A 19,515-nucleotide genomic window follows, 5' to 3' on the forward strand; every position below is an offset into this window, starting at 1 on the left:
TACTTACGAACATTTGAAATATAGCATGCGTTGATATAAAATGCAATTAGGAACACCAATATTTTTTTCGCATTCATCGTACGACAAAAGGGGATAATCATCCGTGAAAATACTATTTCATCCGGACCGCAAGGACATTCAGCTTGCCTCCGTATTGTATGCACTCAGCGATCCGATTCGCTTACATATCGTATCGGATATTCACTTAAATGGAGAACAGGCTTGCAACTGCTTCAACGTCCCGATCGCAAAATCCACCATGTCTCACCATGCCCGTACTTTGCGCGAGTCAGGGGTTGTTTTTACACGAGTTCAAGGAACACAGCGCATGTTGTCCCTGCGGACTGAGGATCTTAATGCACGTTTCCCAGGCTTGCTGGACTCTATATTGAGCGCTTATGAAGCTGGGGGGAAACCGGATTTTGTGATGGAGGAGCAGGAAGAAAGTAAGTAGGGATGGATTGAACCTGCTGAGGACAGGCAATATAGGAAATCGTAGATTCAGGAAATCTAGGAATACGGGGATCAGGAGATCCAGGGATTGCATAAAAAATAGGACATTTAGAGAATGCGTAAGAGTAGGCCGTTTTAATTGTCGTTTCTTTTCCACCGAATATGTGATAGAACAGAAGGTACTTACTAAAACTACAAGGGACGCCCAGTGCGCGTCCTTTTGCTATTTCTATAGAGGATTATGACAGGAGGCACTTATGCTTATTCAAATTATTGGCGTAGGAAAGTTGAAGGAAAAGTACTTGATCGATGGCATCGCGGAGTATGCAAAACGGCTGACACCATACCTGAAGTTTCAGGTCATTGAGGTGGCAGATGAAAAAGCACCGGATTCTCTAAGCGAAGCAGAGGTCGTGCAGGTGAAGGGACGCGAGGGCGAACGCATCCTCGCGCAGATTAAGAGCGAGGCGCATGTCATTGCGCTCGCGATCGACGGCAAGCTGTGGAGCTCGGAAGAGCTTGCCGCAGAAATTGACCGGCTCGGCACCTACGGGACGAGCCATGTCGTGTTCGTCATCGGAGGGAGCCACGGGCTCTCCGACGAGGTCATGCGCCGCGCGCAGCAGCGCATGAGCTTCGGGCGCATGACGCTGCCACATCAGCTCATGCGCCTGGTGCTGGTGGAGCAGGTGTATCGCGCGGTGAAGATCAATCGGGGGGAACCTTATCACAAATGATGGTAAAGCGGAGAACAGAACTCAATATTAGTTTAAATGACTTGAACTGCACGGCATAACGGTTGAAAGCCAATACAATTGAAATAACAAAAATGTAAAAAGAGCCTCCACTTCGATTTTAGTGGAGGCTCTTTTAAGGCTGCTAATCAATGCGCCAGATGCTCGCTCATACTTATGTAAAATTAAATGTTTGCTACTTGGCAATGCTAGGCACCCATAATTCCTGCTCAATTTTGGCTCCAGGAGCCAAATAATTCTCTATACATGAGGAGTGAAGAGTTTATGGTTACCTCAGCTGAGAGCGATATTCAGGATATTGTAGGTATGCTTCGTGACGCTAATGATGAGAAGATGCGCGTGGCAAAAAATGTACTTAAAGAATTATTATGAGATACGTCCCTCAGAGCAAATGAGGTCATTTAAAACAAGCGCACAAGCCATTGGCTTGTGCGTTTTGCTGCAGCTTAAGTATAGTTCTTATTTTATGATTAATGGTAATAGTCTGAAATTTGATTTTCTAATAATCTTATTAATTTAAACGGGAGCGGCCATGTCGTCATTTATCGGATTTATAGTAGTTATTATCGTATTATCCATCTTAACTGGGATGAAGCAGGGGACTAAGAAGACGAGAGGACGCAGTACGGCAAGCGGAAACCTGCTGTTAAGAAAAGCAATAACAAAAGCGTGAAAACGACCTTTAACCGTTCTTCAATACCATGCAGTCCTGACGATGTACTTTTAAGAACACCTTTGGACAAACTAGCATTGCCGTTATTTATGGATCATAAGGAGGAAAAAATGACTGAATTACTAGCTCCAGCAGGAAATATGGAAGCTTTGAAAGCTGCAATATCCAATGGTTGTGATGCCATATACTTAGGAATGCAAAAATTTGGTGCACGTGCATACTCATCTAATTTTGATTTAGAAACGTTAAAAGAGGCTGTTACGTATGCGCACCTGAGGAACGTTAAAATCTATGTTGCCATGAATACCATCGTTTTTGAAAATGAAGTTGAAGAGATGAAAGAGCAGATCCACGAATTAAATGAAATCGGTGTGGATGGCATTATCGTCCAGGATCTGACTGCGTTCGATTATATCGTTAAAAACTTTCTTGATATGGAAGCACATTGTTCAACTCAAATGGGAATAGACGATTTAGACGGAACTTTATTATTAAAAGAACTTGGTGCCAAAAGAGTTGTTCTGTCCCGTGAGGTTGAGATTGAAAAAGTAAAAGAGATCAAAAGAAAAGCTGAGATACCTTTAGAAATTTTCGTTCACGGTGCTTTATGTGTATCTTACTCGGGAAACTGTCTAATGTCAGGATTAATGGGTAATCGAAGCGCAAATCGCGGAAGATGTGTGGGTTCATGCCGTAAGGAGTATGAACTCATGGATAAGACAACAGGTACATCTTTAGGGAAAAACCATATTCTATCTACCAAGGACTTAAACACAATCGACTATATCGAGGATTTAAAAGAAATCGATTCTTTAAAAATAGAAGGCCGAATGAAAGTGCCTACGTATGTTGCTAATGTTGTATCCAAATATCGCATGGCCTTAGATCATAAAATAACCGAAGAAGATAAAGAAAATCTGAAAAAAACATTCAATCGAACATTTACTAAAGGATATTTGTTTCACGAAGATAGGAGAAATATTACAAACATTTTAAGACCTAATCACTTTGGTTATGAAATTGGAACAATCAGCAAGATTGTTAAAGATAGGTATGAAATAACACTTACACGTCCTTTAAATCAGAACGATACCATTCGAATCAGTCACAACAATGAAGATGTTAATTTAACGGTTGCAAAACTGTACGATAAAGAGGGCGAATTAATCAACAAAGCAGAGGATGTCTGCTATATCAAAATCAAAGAAAAGATGTCTACGGGAGATTTAGTATATAAAACGAAGGATTATTTCTATAACAAAGAATTAGAATCATCACTGGAAAAAGAATTTAAGCGGTTTAACCTCGATATTAGAGTATATGCACGTCCAGATTCAAAGCTTGTCATAGATGCGGAGGGCTTAGGCTGTCATTATTCATATGAAAGCGAGGAAATACTAGGCGAAGCCATTAATAATCCAACAACAAAAGACCAGGTAATCAAGCAATTTTCAAGATTAAATGATACGATATTCGAACTTAATCATGTGGATTTTGAGGAATGCAATGCTTTTATTCCAGCTAAACTGTTAAATTCAGCAAGAAGAGATATTGTACTGGGCTTATATGACTTAAAGCTTAACAGCCAGAAGAAAAGAACCAAGGCTTTGGAAGCAAAAGAAAAAATAAGCTTTGCCCCTGAAAAACCATACTTTACGGCCTCTGTAACGACTAAGGAGCAGTATGATGCTTGCGTGAGCTGTGGAATTAAGGAAATCTATTATGAAAATGTTGTTAGAAGAAATCAGAATCGTTATAAGGAAAAAGAAGGGCAGCTACTAATCGGAGGATATGGCGGAATTTATCACTACAGAGAAACGAATCCGTTTGTTACGGACTATTCTCTAAATGTTGTTAATGCTACTAGTTGCTATGAATTATATAAATTAGGTGCAAAACGAGTCACTTTATCTTATGAATTGAATAAGAGCCAAATTGAAGATTTAAGGAATGCCTATTATGAAGAAAATGACGGCTATCCTGCACTGGAAATGATTGTATATGGCAAGGTTCCTTTGATGTTTACAAAATATTGCCCGATGAAAAAAATGAATCAATGCAGAATTTGCAAAACGAAGAGCTATGAGTTAAAAGATGAGCACGGAACGTTCCCTATCATTTCCCATAATGATTGTACAACGACTCTCCTTAATGGGAAGACGCTTAATCTTTTAGATGAGCTACAAAACATCAAAGGAATCGAGGCGCTCAGATTAAACTTCACAGTTGAATCAAAAGAGCAGGTTGTGAAAGTCATTAATATGGCGTCAGGCAAATTAAATGGCTCTATGAATAATGCTGTCTTTAATCAGGAAACAGACACAAGAGGACATTTTAATAAAGAGATTGTGTAGTCGTGGAATTCATTAAATGTTCTAAAATCTTGGGGAATACTATAAGTAAATCCGAGACAGGTGCAATTCAATCCAATCATAAGGATGAACTTCAGATGAAAATATTATTAGTTGAAGATGATAAGACGATCGCGTCGGGACTGGAATATTCGCTGCAGCAAGAGGGTTATTGGACTGTTCTCTGCCATAATGCCGCTTCAGCCCGAAAGGTGCTCGCCGAAGACATCGATCAGTTCACTATTACGAGCTAGAGAAGCTGTCCATCTATTTACGGGAGATTAGCAGCGGCCAGGCCTCCCTTGACCCTCGCGATAATCAAGAAGGTGAGCTTAGCATCTTAAAGAATGATATTTACAAGGTGACACGCATGCTCTCCGAGCATCGTTCTCTATTGCAGCAGGATAAGCTTCAACTGACCGATGCCATCTCCGATATTTCACATCAACTCAAAACACCGATCACCTCTATGACAGTCATGGCAGATCTGTTAAGCGCCCCTGATCTGCCTCCACTCAAAAGAACGGAGTTCACTCATCATATTCACATTCAACTTGAACGGATCGATTGGCTTGTTTCATCTTTATTAAAGCTAGCGAAAATGGATGGGGGACTATCCCGTTCAAAAAAGATCGAATACACATGAAAACCCTAATCCTAAATGCACTGGAGCCGGTTATGATTCCGATGGATATTAAGGGACAGACCGTTTCCATCACAGGGGATGACAACGTCTCTTTTGACGGCGATTTCCATTGGACTGCTGAAGCGGTTATCAATATTTTGAAGATTGGAGTGGAGCATACACCTGAGGGCGGTGCGATTACCATCACATTTTCCGACAACGTGCTATTTACGGAAATCGTTATTGCTGACAACGGAGAGGGCATTCCGAAAGAGGATTTGCCTTATATATTCAAACGTTTTTATAAAGGAAAGAATGCTAATGAAGGAACCATCGGTATAGGGCTTGCGATGGCTCACAGCATCATTGCAAGCCAGAACGGCGTGATTGATGTAACGAGCGACAGCGGGACTGGTACAGAGTTTCGGATCAAATTTTATAAGCATGTGATTTAACAGCACTCCATAAGTGACTAAACTGTCACCTCCAATGTCACTGTAAAGTCATTTTGGACAGATAAAATGATATTCATCAGATGAACGATGGAGGTACAACCATGCAAATGAAGCAGCATCGCAAGATTACTTTTTTTATCACGATAGGCTACACCCTGATTATTCTTTATTTTATGTTTTTTGCTTTCGGCAGAGCGGATAAGGTAGATCTAACCAGTCAGTACACCTTTATTTTTTTGCCGGACGATTTTTTTAGGGTGCCGGGTCTTTCCGATCTTCTACATCCGACACTGATGGACTTGGTGGGTATTGGAAACATTGCAGCCTTCATACCTTTTGGCATACTGTTTCCGTTGTTATACCGCACCAGCTTTGTTCGCTTCATGACAGGGTTTATCCTGTCCATTCTTGTGGTGGAGACCATCCAGGCACTAACATTCCTCGGCAGCTTTGACACGAACGACGTCATAAAGAACTCATTGGGCGCTGCTATTGGATTCGGGGCCTACAAGATTGGCTTCCGTACAAAAAACTACTGGAGAAATATCACTGCTACGGGAATTGCCAGTGCTGTCTTAATGCTCGGCGTGTGGGGGGTCTTAGGAGTAGTTGATCAAGTGTTCACCAAAGAGTTGGCCCCTTTTGTAGCGATAAACGAATGGGAAGATAGTACCGGAAATGGATTAACGGGAACCAAACAGGACAGTCTTAAGATTGGCGGTCAAGACGTGACACCCCAATATAATGTGTATGGCATCGAAGGTAAAAAGAAGGAAACATATACGTATTCATTAGGCAATAAGGGAGATCTGTATCTTAGCTTGAATTATGGAATTCCTGATCATAAGGATTTTCAGGGCAGCATTAAGGTTACCGTTGACGGGCATGAGCTCCTGTCTGTATCTGCAGAAGATCAGCTCCATGAGCCGGATATGAGGATCCTTTATCTCACCGGGGCTAAGGAGCTTAAGATAACCATTGAGGGGAATGAAACCCTTTGGGATGTTGGATATAGAGAGATGGTATATACCTGGAATTGAGCATCTAGGGAAGGAGGGATGGCAATGGAGATTTTAACAATTGAAAATTTGTCCGAAATATACGGCACAGGCGAATCGGCGGTGAAGGCGCTTGATGATGTTTCCTTTTCGGTCCAAAAAGGTGAATTCGTCGCAATTATCGGACCTTCCGGATCGGGGAAATCGACACTCCTTCATATGCTGGGCGGTGTGGATCGACCGACTGGCGGGAAAGTGTATGTTCAGGATACGGATATGTATACCTTGGACGAAACGCAGCTGGCCATCTTCAGACGCAGGCAAATCGGGCTGATCTTGTGAATACGTTGAATTTGCAGCATCGATTAAACCATCTGCCGAATCAGCTATCCGGTGGACAGCAGCAGCGTGTCTCGATTGGCAGGGCGATCATCGGCAATCCTGCGATCATGCTGGCCGACGAACCCACCGGGAATCTGGACAGCAGGAATAGCAGCGAGATCGTCGTTTTATTGAAAATACTGAATAAGACCTATCATCAGACACTGATCGTAATCACGCATGAAGAACGGATCGCCCTGCAAGCCGACAGAATCATTTCGATTGAAGATGGGAGGATTGCCAAAAACGAGGTGATAAGGCGATGAATATTGTCAATACATTAACCATCCGGCATCTGAAGCAGAACAAGAGACGAACACTTGTGACTATTTTTGGCGTAATTATTTCGGTATCCATGATGACCGCTGTCATTACGCTTGTTTTTTCCTTTGCGGATTTAATGATCAGACAAACTATCACAGATACAGGGGAGTGGCATATTCAGTATCAAGATATAACCAAGAAACAGCTTGCGGCGATACAGGGCGATGATTCAACCAAAACGGTTGCAATCACAAGAGACCTTGGGTATGCCCCATTAGAAGGGGGACAAAATTCCAATAAGCCGTACTTGTTCATTAAGGAATATGATGTGCAAGGGTTCACACAATTTCAGATTGAAATAAGCAAGGGACGTCTTCCGCACACGGACAAGGAGGTTGTGATCTCCGAGTCTGTTGCAACAAATGGCAAAGTGAAGTACGAAATCGGCGACCGTCTAACGCTTCGCGTCGGCGACCGATTCGAACAAGGGGGCGATCATCCCCTGGATCAGACGGAACCGCTGCGCAGGAAAGACGGCACATTGACCGAGACATTACAGCATAGCATAATTAGGGATTATACGGTGGTAGGCTTCATTAAACGTCCGGTGTCGGAAACGGCTTGGGCCCCGGCTTATACGATCATTAGCTATGTCGATGATCATATCATCGGGGGGGATGATCGGGTCGATGCGTCGGTGGTCTTGCAGCGGGTCAATCCGTTCTTGTTCGCACATGCGGAGAAGCTGGCTGAGAAAAACCAAATTGACACTGTCCAATATAATAACGATTTGCTTCGTTATTATGGCTTGTCCAGCAGCGGGGCCTCATCCAGCATGATGTTCTCATTATCGGCAATCATTATAGGGACTATTATAATTGGCTCGGTTGGACTCATCTATAACGCTTTTGCGATATCCGTCTCGGAACGTTCCCGCCATTTAGGGATGCTCGCGAGCGTGGGGGCGACGAAAAGGCAGAAGCGAAATTCCGTATTTTTTGAAGGTATCGTCATTGGTTTGATCAGCATTCCCATTGGCATCTTATGCGGTCTTGCCGGAATCGGAATCGCCTTTTCGTTCATGAACACAATGATTGAAGGGGCATTATGGACTAGTGAAAAGCTGAGGCTTATCGTCACGCCGTTATTGCTCTTGATTACTTGTCTTGTTTCGATGCTGACGATTTTCGTTTCGGCGTATCTCCCGGCGGTTAAAGCATCTAGGGTATCTCCCGTGGACGCGATTCGCCAAACCACTGACGTAAAGCTTACGGCCAAAGCAGTGAAGACGTCGAAGATCATTCGTAAGCTCTTCGGAATCGAAGCAGAAATCGGGCTGAAAAACTTAAAAAGGAACAAACGAAGACATCATGTTATTCTTTTTTCGCTTGTCATCAGCATCGTTTTGTTTTTGACTATATCGTTTTTCACGACTGGCCTGACACAATCTCTGGCATTGTCGCTGGAAGGCATCAATTACGATATTGAAGTGTCGTCCAGTAATGGCGAAAGACTAGATGACCGGTTGATGCAATCGCTTGTATCTCTGGATGGCGTCACGGAATACAACGTGAGTCATGAGTTAGTCGGGAACGCTTGGGTCGATGCAGCAAGCATCGCCGACGAGTTGCAAGAGAAGGTTAAGCAGGATAAGAGTATGCTGCAAGACGGGAAATACCCTTACGAAATTAAGCTCTATGCAATGAATGATTCGAGCCTGCAAGCCTATGCCAGAGCGGTTGGCGCAGATTACGAACAGCTTACGGATCTGGATCATCCCGCCGCAATCGTGATGGATACGATTCATTACAAAGATATAGATACGGGGAAATATATTCAGACGAAGTCCATATATGCGAATATCGGACAACATATCGAGCTAACGAGTTTTATTAAAGCGAGCGGGGAAGAAACGAAGGCAAATAAAGTGATATTTGCCGCATTGACGGATAAGGCACCGATGGGGATGAGCCCGGTAGGCGTAGGCGGGTTAAATATGATCGTGTCGGAACGCGTCATGAATCGGCTGGCAGACGGCGAGGAGCTGGCTAACGCTTCGATGTACCTCCATTTGAAAAGCACGGAACCGGTGAAAACGCAGCAGGAAATTGAAGCGATGAATGAGACCAATCTGAATGTCTACAATGTATATCAATTCAGAATAAGAGAAGAACAACAGATTCTGCTGATGAACGTCTTTTCTTACGGTTTTATCGTATTAATCTCTGCGATTTCTGTTGCGAACATCTTTAATACGATCTCAACAGGGCTGGCTCTTCGCAAACGGGAATTCGCGATGCTGAAATCCGTAGGCGCGACGCCAAAGGGGTTTGCAAAAATGCTGAACTATGAGAGTGTTTTTTATGGGGTCAAGTCGCTCTTGTATGGGCTTCCTGTCAGTTTCGCCGTGATGTTTCTGATCTATAAAGCATTTGCGAACAAATTCAGCTATGGGTTCACCCTGCCCTGGATGAGCATTCTGTCTGTCATTGTGTGTGTATTTGTCATTGTCAGCTCTGCGGTTGTTTATTCCGGAGCTAAAGTAAAAAAGGAGAATATTATTGATGCATTAAAGCAAGAGAATATATGATTCACTTACTTCACCCAGAGGAGGAGACGTTACCCGACGTCACACACAATCATGCGAGTCGACCGATTGCTCTCCATGCTGCTGATCATCTCCGGTAAAGGTACGGTAACGGGCAAGGAGCTTGCCGAGCATTTCGAGGTATCCTTGCGAATGAAGAATTTTCACGGCTTGTTTGGCAGGAACGAAGCTTTTAATGACATCATGTTAAAGGTTGAGCATACCTATAAGCGGGAGTCCGATAAGCACAAGCTGACTCTGGATATGTCCCATTTCAGCATGGAGCAGGAAAATAAAGAATACATTGGGATCATAAGCAAGGCCATCACGGATAACAGGCTGCTGGTGTTCGACTATATCAATAGGGATATGGAAAAGCTGGAGCGAACGGTAGAGCCAAGCTGGATTGACTTTCGCCACGGCCATTGGTATGTGATAGGCTTTTGCCGGGTCAGAGAGGACTACCGCAGATTCAAGCTCGTGCGGATTAGGTAACTGAGACAGGGGCCGCCTTTTGCAAAAAGAGAGCTGCCGGAAGACCAAATCGCCGAGGTTATTAAGCAAAGCTATTCGCAGCGGGACATACAGGTCGTACTCAGATTCACTTCGCGAATTGGCGCGCAGCTTACCGAGTATTTTGAGAAAGAGAAGATTAGCCGGGGTGAAGATGGCAGTAGGACGCTCCAGCTATATTATGATAGAAATGTGTATAAAGTGAAATTTATCTACATTGATCCATTTACACAAGAAGAAAAGCTAATCAATGAGGAAACCTATCGTTTCGGCGTACAATTCATGATTCCAAGTAAATCTGTCTGGGGATTAGGAGTGACTGGAATTGGATGGAAGGCGTTAGACGGGGCACCGGAAATTGATGAGTATGCTATGAACTTAGTGCCGGCACAAAATGTGACTTATGAGCTTATCTTGCCTGACGAAGGAAGCGGAGAAGGTGGAGAAGGTGGAGAAGGTGGAGAAGGTGGAGAAGGTGAAAATCCGGGATTTCAGGGAAGTCAATTCCCAGGCCTTACGGGTTTTATAAAGTTCTAATGTAGCTGTTATCATTTAGTTGGTTCTTATGAAAAGGTTCATCGCGGCTGACTGCTGCGATGAACCTTTTTTGCTGACTGTTCTATCACACAGACCACTTAATTTGCCGTCTTATTGATAAAATCAATCTCATTTCTGATCCCTTTATGGGCGTCATTCCACAGGCCCTTTGTCAGGCGAATGCGCAGCAGGCATGTGTTAGGATCTTCGTCGTTATTGGCTTCGTTATACCACCCGGCGAATATTGTGCGCAGCTTTGTCATCATCTCCGCGTTTTTCTCGTCACATACCCAGCCCAGGTTTTCACCGATACCATCGGCCGTAAAGTTTTCGACGATGATACAAACAGCGACTTCGGGGTTTTGGGCGATCTGCTGCATCTTACCTGAGGTCGCGTAAGTAACGGTGTAGAACGCACCGTCCTCATAATAGGCGTCTACAATGCGGGCGGAGGGACGGCTTTTGCCATTAGCCCCCGGTTCCAGTGCGATGGTGGATAGTGAGATCAGGCCGTCCTTGTTACCCGCTTGTTCTTCCAGCAGCTTCATGGCTTCGTCGTACTTGCTCATTATATTACCTCCTAAAGTGTCATAAGGCATACATGATTAAGCTTATCATTGTAAAATCTTAGTGCATGTGAAGAATAATACGATAAAATATTAAATCGCCATCAATCCAAGCTTATACTCGATGGTCTTTTTTTTATGCCATTTAATCTCCAGTCTACAAATATATCTATTTTTTTTATGTAATAGACATTGTAAATTACCCTGGTCCTATTGTAGAATCAAGAAGTTGTCGAATAATGGTGTAAAATGCCATCCTTGGAACTCACTAGGACGACAGACTCATTGATATTTTTAGAGTAAGAAGGGGGAAGAAACAATGTTATTCCAAGCAGCACGCCGTAAACTCAGTCTGATGATTGTGTTTGCCCTATTATTAAGCACTCTTACGCCACATATGGTGTTTGGTGAGGCCGCGCAGTTCAAAGACATCACAGGCTCTTATGCGCAAAAGGAGATTCAATCATTAACTGAAACAGGAATAATCTCAGGTTATGAAGATAACTCTTTTAAACCGAAAAAGGCTATGTCACGTGCCGAACTGGCGAAAATCATAGTCCTGTCGTTGGGGCTAGAAGCAAATGCTGATCAAGCCGCACCGTTTAAAGACGTTGCCGCGAACAGTTGGTATCGCGGTTATGTAGGTGCATTGGTAAAGGCAGGCATTACGGAGGGGACATCGGCCACCACCTTCAGTCCTAATGCAAATGTCACCCGTGAGGAGCTGGTTGTGTTTTTCATCCGAGCTTTCGAATTGGATGAAACAGCGAAGAAGCTTCCGGTTGATAGCAAGCTGTCGGATATCTCAGAGGTGTCCGAATGGGCAAAAGCGCAAGTATCCCTTGCCTTCAAAAATGGTTTCATCAACGGGGTCCAAGGCAGTGACGGCACTCTGAAATTCAAACCGAAAGAGCATGCGGAGCGCCAGGCTCTGGCTCGTCTGGCTTATGAGTTCAAAACCAATAAATCAGTATATGTCGAGAAATCCAAACAGCTTCTTGCTGAAGAGCTTAATAAGGGCAAGAGTCCTGAGGCAACACCGACTGCCACCCCGGCAACAACTGACCGCGGGACATCTGTGACAGCACCGGCGCCGGGAGCTTCAGGTCCGGGAACGCCAGCATCGGCAACCCCAGCACCGGCAACCCCAGCACCAGTGACACCAACACCAACATCGGCACCGACACCGACACCGACACCGACACCGGCAACCCCGGCACCGGCAAATGCTCTCCAGGTTGTGGTGAAGGGGGAGAGTTCAGATGCTATTTATGTGGAAGAGCCAACAGAAGTTATATTCCGCTCATCGATTAATGCGCCAGGAACGGTAATCGCTAGTGTCTATCAAGTAGATGACAGCGGCAAAGTCATTTCGCAAATCATTTCGTTGTACGATGACGGTTTGGAAGCCCATGGAGACAGTCTTGAGGCAGACGGACTGTACAGTGGCAAAGCAGTATTGACTGAAAGTACGGAGGGTTACATAAATCTGCAGGCGTTTGTGGGAGATGTGCCAAGCAGCACAGTTTTTAAATTATCTGTAATGAAGCATCTTACGGATGAACAGCTTGCACAAACGGAAATCATTGAAAATAATACACAGAGTAAGCTTGATCAACTGGCTACTTCATATGGTAATTTGCAAAAAGCAAAGGAAGAAACTGTGGCTTGGCTCCAAACCCAAGCAGAAGTAGAGCATGCTGGGATTTCGGGTGAAGGAGGAAGCATCTGGTATTTGCTGGACAACGGGATTCTAGGGGGGATATCCGCAGCTCCTGAGAATACAAAAGGGTTAAGCAGCACCGTAGAAGAGGCTGCGTCCAGTACTACATTGGCGGCTGAGGCGCTAACGCAAAATGTGGAACAAACCGTGGCCACCATAGGAAGCCAGCGGGTTGCTGTGATTTCTCCGTTCTCCGGCACACTTCCATCTTCGACTGTTTATGACGCTGTATATCACAGCTTTGACCAGTCGAGTTACCCTTTCCTTGTAGAAAGAGTAAAGGACACCTCAGCGGGCGTTAATTTCTTTAAAGGGCTGAATCAGTATGGCGTCGTGGTCTTGGATACCCACGGAGATACTTACTATGATGAAAAAGTGCTTCAAAAGCTCCATAATAAGTACGGCATTGATTTCAAATACGCTGGACCGCAAGTTATGTTCCTGACAGGAGAAAAGGCAACGACAGAGAGCAAAAAGACCTATGAGTTGGACTTGAAAAAGGGACGACTGGCTATTATATCCGGTTATTATGCTATTACACCGTCTTTTATTACACGGTACAACGATATGCTACCTGATACCATCGTATATAATGGCAGCTGCCGCAGCGCGTACAACGATTCCATGGCAGATGCCTTCATCAACAATGGTGCTGGCACTTATTATGGATATACCGATTATGTAAAGCTTGCATATGATCAAGCTATTGCTAAATCCGTATTTACCGCTTTAAACGATGACAACATGACAACCGAAAAAGCCTTTCAAGCAGCAGTGGCTGCCCATGGAGCAAACGATGGGTTGGCAGCATTCTTCATGAAAGGAAGCAGCATTGGCACTAAGACCGAAGGGGTCATCAACGGAACCTTTGAAAACGGAACTTGGACCGGCTGGAATGGAAACGGCGATGTTCGGGTGATCTCCAAGCTGGGACCGCTTAAACCGACAGAGGGGAACTACATGGCTATTATCAGCACTGGCCTTGGGTATGAAAACAATGATCAAGGAGGATATGACTACAATTCAGACAGTTATATCGAGCAAAGTTTCATTGTTCCGGCGGGTGCAACAACCCTATCGTTCGATTACAATTTCATTTCTGAGGAGCCTAAGGAATTCGTTGGAAGCAAATTCAATGACACGTTCCGCGCAACGGTAACTTCCAGTGTATACATTAATACGGCTTCCCTCATTACTTCTCACATAAATGGCGGCAATACAGTGACGTCCAGTGTCTATGGTAATGATTCTGTTATTATCGGGGCTGAATCGATTAATGAATCCACGGCCTATTGGATTGAAGAGAACAAAGTAGCGATTGATTTCTACGGCGGGGATCATACAACATACATGACGAATTGGAAGCATGTACAATTTGATGTAAGCCAATTTGCCGGCAAGGGCTCCATTGTCCTTCGGTTCCATGTTTGGGATCAAGGAGACAGTATCTACGATACGGCAATACTAATCGATAATGTAATATTAAAGTAATCAAAAAACGGCTGGATCAGGGGAACCTGACCAGCCGTTTCTTTTGGAAATAAGCTAATGGGCGTGCGTTTGGATATGGATTCCAAATAAAGTGTGCATATTGCACATAATTCGTGGTATACTTTATTATGTGCAATATGCACATAATATGGGGTGGAAGAAGGGTGTAAATATGAAGGCAGCAATCGTAAAGGTTAAGGGGACGATTCCCGTAATGGGTCATTTTGATTCCCCCGTTGGGACAGAGGGGCTAGTTATAATTAACGTTACGGCCACAGCCTTGAGTCGAGTTAGCAAGTTCCGTTCAATGGGTATGCACTATTCTTCTGAAGATAACTTTCCAATTGTAGCCGGTATCGACGGTGTAGGAACTTTAAAAGATGGGTCTCGTGTTTACTTTGCGCTGCCTACTGCACCATATGGTAGTTTCGCTGAGCAAACAATCGTCAACGAAAAGCTGACTGTCCGTTTACCAGATGGTATTGATGATCTCACTGCTGCCGCTATCGCCAACCCTGCTATGTCGTCATGGGCTGCATTGGTATTTCGAGCTGGTTTTAAATCCGGTCAAACTGTATTGATTAATGGCGCTACTGGTGCATCCGGTAGTTTAGCAGTTCAGATTGCTAAGGGTCTGGGGGCCAAGAAGGTCATTGTAACAGGACGCAACGAATCAAAGTTGCAAGCACTTGAAGCTGATGAGGCCATTGCATTTGATATGACAGCCGACAACGGTCAAAAAATGTTTGAAAACGCCCTAATGCCAGTTATTGCTGAAGGTGTTGATGTTATATTGGATTATCTTTGGGGCGACAGCGCACTCGCCATCATGTCAGCTCTTGCTAAGGCAAAAACGGATCGTTCAACCCGTTTTGTAAGCATTGGAACTTCATCTGGCCAAGAAAGCATTCATTTACCTTCATCTCTTTTACGCTCATCAACAATCGAACTCGTAGGTAGCGGAGATAAGAGTGTTTCCAAAGCTGATATGCTATCCGCTGTTAGAGGTGTCTTTGAAATGGCCGCCGAGGGGAAGATAAAAATTACCACAAAAGAGTTCGCTCTAGAAGATATTGAAGAGGCCTGGAATGCCCCGCTAATGCCTCGTCCTGTTGTAAGGGTGAAATAAAATGGAAAACGATATTTTTAAAGCGCTGATCGATTTAGTTTCCATTATCAATAGGCCAGACCGCGATAAGAAGATGATTGCTAATGCTGGCGTAAATTTGGAGGCAGCAACCTTTCGTGTCTTTGTGGGCATCGTGCATCTCCAACCGACTAGTGTTGGTGATTTGGCCGCCATGATGGGAAAAAACTATTCGAGTGTTAGCCGGCAAATCGATAAGTTAGAAAACGCGGGGTTGGTTCATACGTATCCATCAAGTGCAGATTCCCGCATTCGTGTGTCTGAATTGACGAAAAGCGGGGAGAAAATCAATGCAATGATTAGCCTCACCCGTGAACGAATTTTGCATGAAGCTTTGGATGACTGGACTCTGGAGGAAAAAAACAGCTTATTGAATAACTTAAGGCGTTTATTTGAATCGCTGCAAAGATTCGACTAGTTGCAGATTATGACTGTTCACACACAGTTCGATGTTTATTGCCATGGTGGATATTCGGGTAAAAGGAATTACGGATTCAATGGGGAACCATTCTGAAATCGGATTTACGAGGAAGCCGCAAAAATGCTAAAACGCTACTGACACAACGTTGTCAGTAGCGTTTTTGTATATTAGGTGTATAGCGAGTAGCGCATTGTTTTGGAGATAGGTGACCTTGCTCATAATCTTATTATAGAGGTGGAATTTATTCATGAGTAATATCAAATGGGAAGTGGATCCGGACCACAGCTCCGTTGAGTTTTCGGTGACGCATTTAATGATTAATAAAATCAAAGGAGTCTTTGAGCGTTTCCAGGCGATTTTAAGTTTTGATCCCAACGAGTTAACGACCATGGGTATTCAGGCTTCCATAGACGCAAATAGCATCACAACTCGCCAAGCGCAACGAGATGAACATTTGAGGGGCGACGATTTCCTTCATGCTGCCAAGTATCCAACCATTGCATTTCAAAGCACCAACTGTGTCTTTGCTGGTGAGCGGCAATATGAACTTACAGGCAATCTAACTCTGCATGGAGTAACCCAATCTGTTACTTTTCATACTGTTTTTGAAGGACTAAACAAGGACCCCCGCGGACGGGAACGTGTAGGATTTCATTCAACAGCCAGTATTGATCGTAATGAATTTGGATTGAAATTCAACTCGCCTCTGGAAACGGGTGGAATTATAGTCGGAAATGAAGTGAGGATCGAGCTTTGTATTGAGGCAATTAAAATAAATTAGTGACCCTAAAGACTATCCTTTTATCGGGATGGTCTTTATTCAAAACTTGCTGTTACAGAAATTGCGCTGAACCGTATTACTAATTAATGTACTCTTGCACCGAGCGGAGAAGCTGCTTGGGCTTTTTTTATGTGCAGAAATGACTAGAAGATGCCTTGACTAATATTTGCATTAAATGACCGGGAGGATGGCATGCAATTTCAACCAATTTATTATAATGGGGAATTATTTCTACCGAAGATCGAATTAAATATGACACCGAATCAATCGGTTGGCATCATAACGGACTTGAAGCGAAAGCAGCTTTTAATGAATCAATTAGGTGATCATTCCCAATATTATTTATTTCGGGCTGGGCAAAACGAGTATATGCGTTTATCGGTGGAGGAACTAATCACTTTTCTAATCAGAATAACGGAGAGGAATGAGCGTGCCGCTTCGTTGATAGATTATTTTGCTTTAAAGGAAGAACGGAAGGTAAAGATCAAGGATCTAAGCTCATCGAAAAGAATGTATGTGACATTGCTGCGTGTATTTTTTGCGCATCAGCCTACACTTGTACTGGAGGAACCCTATTTTTATTTGGAAGAGCAAGATTGTCGTCAACTCAAACGGATTCTTGATGATCTTTCACAAGAAAAGCAGATTTTAATTTTAACTTCGAATTTAGAGGATGCCCTTATTTCCTGTGATGCCATTTATCGGTTGAACGAATCGGGATTTCATCCATTGGATATTCGGGACTTCGACGAGGATAAGCAGGAAGTACAGAAACAAGACGAGGCCAATATAACCTTGCAGAAGATCTCTACCAAAAGAAATGACAAAGTGATTTTATTTAATCCGCCTGAAATTGATTTTATAGAAAGTGTAGAGGGGTCAATCCTTGTTCATGTGGGCGGTGAAAATTATGACTGTGCGCTGACGCTGACCGAGCTCGAGCAGAGATTATTAAATTTCGGTTTTTTTAGGTGTCACCGATCCTATATTGTTAATCTGCAAAAAGTAAGAGAGATTATTACATGGACGAAAAATAGCTACAGCTTGCGATTAAATACAGGTCAAGATGCCGTGGTTCCGTTATCCCGTTCAAAATTGTCTGAATTAAAAGCTCTTCTTAACATTTAAAGGGTACCATTCAGGCGCTTACAGCTACATTTCGGCGCGTTTTGATGGCAGGAAGCATGTAATCTGTATATGTTTAAGCCATCAACACTAAGGATGTGGAGTTAATGAATGTTATCCGGGTAGAACGTATCCGTAAGAGATTTGGAGAAAAAGATGCGTTAGCAGATGTTTCTTTTTCAATTCCTAAGGGTGAAATTTTTGGTTTCCTTGGCCCGAGTGGCTCAGGCAAAACAACATTAATCAAGATTCTAACGGCACAGTTAAATCCGACAAGTGGACAGGCAAGTGTATTTGACCAGCCGGCGGAAATGATGCAGCAGTCTGCTCAGAAGATGCGTTTTGGCATTTTGACGGATAACAGTGGTCTATATGAGAGGTTAAGTATTGAGGAAAATCTGGAGCTGTATCGTAAGCTATATGATCTTCCCAAATCTGCGGTCGACAAGGTGCTGCAGTTTGTAAACTTAAGCGGAGAGCGCAAAAAGAAAGCCAACCTCTTATCCAAAGGGATGCGTCAGCGTGTCATGCTGGCATGCGCGATTATCCATGAGCCGGAATTATTATTTCTGGATGAACCAACTTCGGCTTTAGATCCGGTAAACACAGCACATATTTATAAAGGCTTACGCTACTTAAATGAGAAAGGAACAACGATTTTTCTGACTACGCATGATATGTCTGAAGCAGAATTGATATGCAACCGGGTAGCGATTCTGTATCAGGGACAAATCCAAACCATAGGCTCACCAAAGGAACTTAAGCGGCAGCACCGGGAGAACGTAATTTGTGTGGATTTAATCAATGGGGAAACCTACGAGCTCCCGATCGATGAGGGGACGGCTGATCAAATCGCGGATTGGATGAAGCGGGGGCTAATTGACCGGTTAGAGACGAAAGAACCAAGTCTAGGTGATATCTTTATTAAAATGACAGGAAGTGAGCTACTATGAGTATCTCATACAAACGTGCCCGGGCGATATTTGTGAAGGATTACAAAGAGTTTTCACGTAACTACGCGCTGTCCATTATGCTGATTTTTCCTATTATTATCGCTCTGATTTTCAAGAGGGCAGGTGCGTCTTTACCTGGAGCCAGCGGTTTTCTTTTTAATAGTTCGTTTGTATTGCTAACATGTTTCGCACAAGCCTGCTTGATTGCGGAAGAGAAGGAGCGTAACACTTTACGGTCATTAATGATGACACCGGCTACGACCATGGATGTACTAATCGGTAAAAGCAGTTTGGTCTTTGTCATGTCTGTTGTTGTTCTCGCTATTTCCACATTATTATTTGGCTATGAGCCAGCTAATATATGGGCGTTTGTGGCAGTAATCATTCTTTCGATTATTCTGTACACTGCAGCCGGGACGATCTGCGGCTTATTCTCCAAGACGTTGCTTGAAGCCTCATTATCTATACTCCCTGTGGCGTTCATATTTATGGGGGCACCGTGGGGAGAAGTACTAGCGAAGGATTATCCGGTCTTCAAAGTGCTGGATTACATGCCAAGCAGTCAGCTTGTGCATCTGCTGGGTCTAAGCAATACAGGTTATACGACGGGCGATGTATTGAAACCACTCCTCATTAATTTGGTATGGACGGTTGTGCTAACAGTAGTGTCTGTCATTTTGTATCAGCGGCGGTTGAAGGACGAGTAAGGGAGCTCT

General features: G+C 43.7%; 16 protein-coding genes and 3 pseudogenes. 18 read left to right on the forward strand and 1 reads right to left on the reverse strand.

Translation table 11 applies throughout. The annotated features are described in order from the left end of the window. Positions 1–103: 103 nt before the first annotated feature. The 11 genes and pseudogenes from MKY14_RS27260 to MKY14_RS27310 all read left to right on the forward strand — a co-directional run bounded on the left by MKY14_RS27260 (position 104) and on the right by MKY14_RS27310 (position 10,592). Entirely contained in the window at positions 104–454 is a 351-nt protein-coding gene (locus tag MKY14_RS27260) for an ArsR/SmtB family transcription factor (protein ID WP_076124295.1), read from the forward strand. A gap of 256 nt (positions 455–710) precedes the next feature. Further along, positions 711–1,190 (forward strand): 23S rRNA (pseudouridine(1915)-N(3))-methyltransferase RlmH, encoded by a 480-nt coding sequence (gene rlmH, locus MKY14_RS27265; protein ID WP_036677839.1) that lies wholly within the window; start codon positions 711–713, stop codon positions 1,188–1,190. Positions 1,191–1,740: 550 nt separating this feature from the next. Continuing rightward, the gene (locus MKY14_RS27270) at positions 1,741–1,881 is read left to right on the forward strand and encodes a hypothetical protein (RefSeq protein ID WP_175618906.1); all 141 of its coding nucleotides are present in this window, start codon (positions 1,741–1,743) and stop codon (positions 1,879–1,881) included. Between the two features lie 110 nt (positions 1,882–1,991). After that, positions 1,992–4,235: a U32 family peptidase gene (locus MKY14_RS27275; protein ID WP_340977755.1), complete on the forward strand. Its 2,244-nt coding sequence runs from the start codon at positions 1,992–1,994 to the stop codon at positions 4,233–4,235. Between the two features lie 95 nt (positions 4,236–4,330). Next, positions 4,331–4,477, forward strand: a pseudogene (locus tag MKY14_RS27280) (DNA-binding response regulator); the annotation flags it as partial. Beyond that, positions 4,474–5,312: pseudogene (locus MKY14_RS27285) on the forward strand (sensor histidine kinase); the annotation flags it as partial. The pseudogenes MKY14_RS27280 and MKY14_RS27285, both read left to right, overlap by 4 nt. Before the next feature lie 101 nt (positions 5,313–5,413). Next, the gene (locus MKY14_RS27290; protein WP_076218798.1) at positions 5,414–6,352 is read left to right on the forward strand and encodes a VanZ family protein; all 939 of its coding nucleotides are present in this window, start codon (positions 5,414–5,416) and stop codon (positions 6,350–6,352) included. Positions 6,353–6,376: 24 nt separating this feature from the next. Beyond that, positions 6,377–6,957 (forward strand): annotated as a pseudogene (locus MKY14_RS27295) (ABC transporter ATP-binding protein). Beyond that, entirely contained in the window at positions 6,954–9,545 is a 2,592-nt protein-coding gene (locus MKY14_RS27300; RefSeq protein ID WP_076218797.1) for an FtsX-like permease family protein, read from the forward strand. The pseudogene MKY14_RS27295 and the gene MKY14_RS27300 overlap by 4 nt, the downstream one beginning before the upstream one ends. A 51-nt stretch (positions 9,546–9,596) precedes the next feature. Then, positions 9,597–10,037, forward strand: a complete 441-nt coding sequence (locus tag MKY14_RS27305; RefSeq protein ID WP_340011666.1) for a helix-turn-helix transcriptional regulator — start codon at positions 9,597–9,599, stop codon at positions 10,035–10,037. Positions 10,038–10,256: 219 nt separating this feature from the next. Further along, the gene (locus tag MKY14_RS27310) at positions 10,257–10,592 is read left to right on the forward strand and encodes a hypothetical protein (protein ID WP_340011665.1); all 336 of its coding nucleotides are present in this window, start codon (positions 10,257–10,259) and stop codon (positions 10,590–10,592) included. 98 nt (positions 10,593–10,690) lie between these two features. Here the strand turns inward: MKY14_RS27310 and MKY14_RS27315 are convergent, their stop codons facing one another. After that, positions 10,691–11,161, reverse strand: a complete 471-nt coding sequence (locus tag MKY14_RS27315) for a pyridoxamine 5'-phosphate oxidase family protein (protein WP_076191502.1) — start codon at positions 11,159–11,161, stop codon at positions 10,691–10,693. A gap of 316 nt (positions 11,162–11,477) precedes the next feature. On the opposite strand from MKY14_RS27315, the gene MKY14_RS27320 reads away from it, so the two are divergent. The 7 genes from MKY14_RS27320 to MKY14_RS27350 all read left to right on the forward strand — a co-directional run bounded on the left by MKY14_RS27320 (position 11,478) and on the right by MKY14_RS27350 (position 19,506). Then, positions 11,478–14,372 carry an S-layer homology domain-containing protein gene (locus tag MKY14_RS27320; RefSeq protein WP_340977757.1) on the forward strand — a complete coding sequence of 965 codons (2,895 nt, stop codon included), beginning with the start codon at positions 11,478–11,480 and terminating at the stop codon, positions 14,370–14,372. A gap of 172 nt (positions 14,373–14,544) precedes the next feature. After that, entirely contained in the window at positions 14,545–15,501 is a 957-nt protein-coding gene (locus MKY14_RS27325; RefSeq protein WP_076307593.1) for a quinone oxidoreductase family protein, read from the forward strand. Position 15,502: 1 nt separating this feature from the next. After that, positions 15,503–15,937, forward strand: coding sequence for a MarR family winged helix-turn-helix transcriptional regulator (locus MKY14_RS27330; protein ID WP_076124286.1), 435 nt, complete (start codon positions 15,503–15,505; stop codon positions 15,935–15,937). Between the two features lie 250 nt (positions 15,938–16,187). Then, positions 16,188–16,721 carry a YceI family protein gene (locus MKY14_RS27335; RefSeq protein WP_076278212.1) on the forward strand — a complete coding sequence of 178 codons (534 nt, stop codon included), beginning with the start codon at positions 16,188–16,190 and terminating at the stop codon, positions 16,719–16,721. Between the two features lie 192 nt (positions 16,722–16,913). Further along, positions 16,914–17,849 carry a LytTR family transcriptional regulator DNA-binding domain-containing protein gene (locus MKY14_RS27340; RefSeq protein WP_076181756.1) on the forward strand — a complete coding sequence of 312 codons (936 nt, stop codon included), beginning with the start codon at positions 16,914–16,916 and terminating at the stop codon, positions 17,847–17,849. A gap of 104 nt (positions 17,850–17,953) precedes the next feature. After that, a complete protein-coding gene (locus MKY14_RS27345) occupies positions 17,954–18,799 on the forward strand; it encodes an ABC transporter ATP-binding protein (protein ID WP_076274868.1) in 846 nt (281 codons plus the stop codon). Then, the gene (locus tag MKY14_RS27350; RefSeq protein ID WP_076124278.1) at positions 18,796–19,506 is read left to right on the forward strand and encodes an ABC transporter permease; all 711 of its coding nucleotides are present in this window, start codon (positions 18,796–18,798) and stop codon (positions 19,504–19,506) included. Before MKY14_RS27345 ends, MKY14_RS27350 begins: the two co-directional genes overlap by 4 nt. Positions 19,507–19,515 lie beyond the last annotated feature (9 nt).

The sequence above is a fragment of the Paenibacillus sp. FSL R5-0887 genome (assembly GCF_038002305.1).
Lineage (GTDB): Bacteria > Bacillota > Bacilli > Paenibacillales > Paenibacillaceae > Paenibacillus_AQ > Paenibacillus_AQ odorifer.

What these genes read in the sequence shown, in the direction of transcription:
- MKY14_RS27315 (WP_076191502.1), bottom strand. Translation starts at nt 11,161, where the DNA reads ATGAGCAAGTACGACGAAGCCATGAAGCTGCTGGAAGAACAAGCGGGT.
- MKY14_RS27340 (WP_076181756.1), top strand. Translation starts at nt 16,914, where the DNA reads ATGCAATTTCAACCAATTTATTATAATGGGGAATTATTTCTACCGAAG.
- MKY14_RS27350 (WP_076124278.1), top strand. Translation starts at nt 18,796, where the DNA reads ATGAGTATCTCATACAAACGTGCCCGGGCGATATTTGTGAAGGATTAC.
- MKY14_RS27290 (WP_076218798.1), top strand. Translation starts at nt 5,414, where the DNA reads ATGCAAATGAAGCAGCATCGCAAGATTACTTTTTTTATCACGATAGGC.
- MKY14_RS27325 (WP_076307593.1), top strand. Translation starts at nt 14,545, where the DNA reads ATGAAGGCAGCAATCGTAAAGGTTAAGGGGACGATTCCCGTAATGGGT.
- MKY14_RS27305 (WP_340011666.1), top strand. Translation starts at nt 9,597, where the DNA reads ATGCGAGTCGACCGATTGCTCTCCATGCTGCTGATCATCTCCGGTAAA.
- MKY14_RS27335 (WP_076278212.1), top strand. Translation starts at nt 16,188, where the DNA reads ATGAGTAATATCAAATGGGAAGTGGATCCGGACCACAGCTCCGTTGAG.
- MKY14_RS27275 (WP_340977755.1), top strand. Translation starts at nt 1,992, where the DNA reads ATGACTGAATTACTAGCTCCAGCAGGAAATATGGAAGCTTTGAAAGCT.
- MKY14_RS27300 (WP_076218797.1), top strand. Translation starts at nt 6,954, where the DNA reads ATGAATATTGTCAATACATTAACCATCCGGCATCTGAAGCAGAACAAG.
- MKY14_RS27330 (WP_076124286.1), top strand. Translation starts at nt 15,503, where the DNA reads ATGGAAAACGATATTTTTAAAGCGCTGATCGATTTAGTTTCCATTATC.
- MKY14_RS27345 (WP_076274868.1), top strand. Translation starts at nt 17,954, where the DNA reads ATGAATGTTATCCGGGTAGAACGTATCCGTAAGAGATTTGGAGAAAAA.
- MKY14_RS27270 (WP_175618906.1), top strand. Translation starts at nt 1,741, where the DNA reads ATGTCGTCATTTATCGGATTTATAGTAGTTATTATCGTATTATCCATC.
- rlmH (WP_036677839.1), top strand. Translation starts at nt 711, where the DNA reads ATGCTTATTCAAATTATTGGCGTAGGAAAGTTGAAGGAAAAGTACTTG.
- MKY14_RS27320 (WP_340977757.1), top strand. Translation starts at nt 11,478, where the DNA reads ATGTTATTCCAAGCAGCACGCCGTAAACTCAGTCTGATGATTGTGTTT.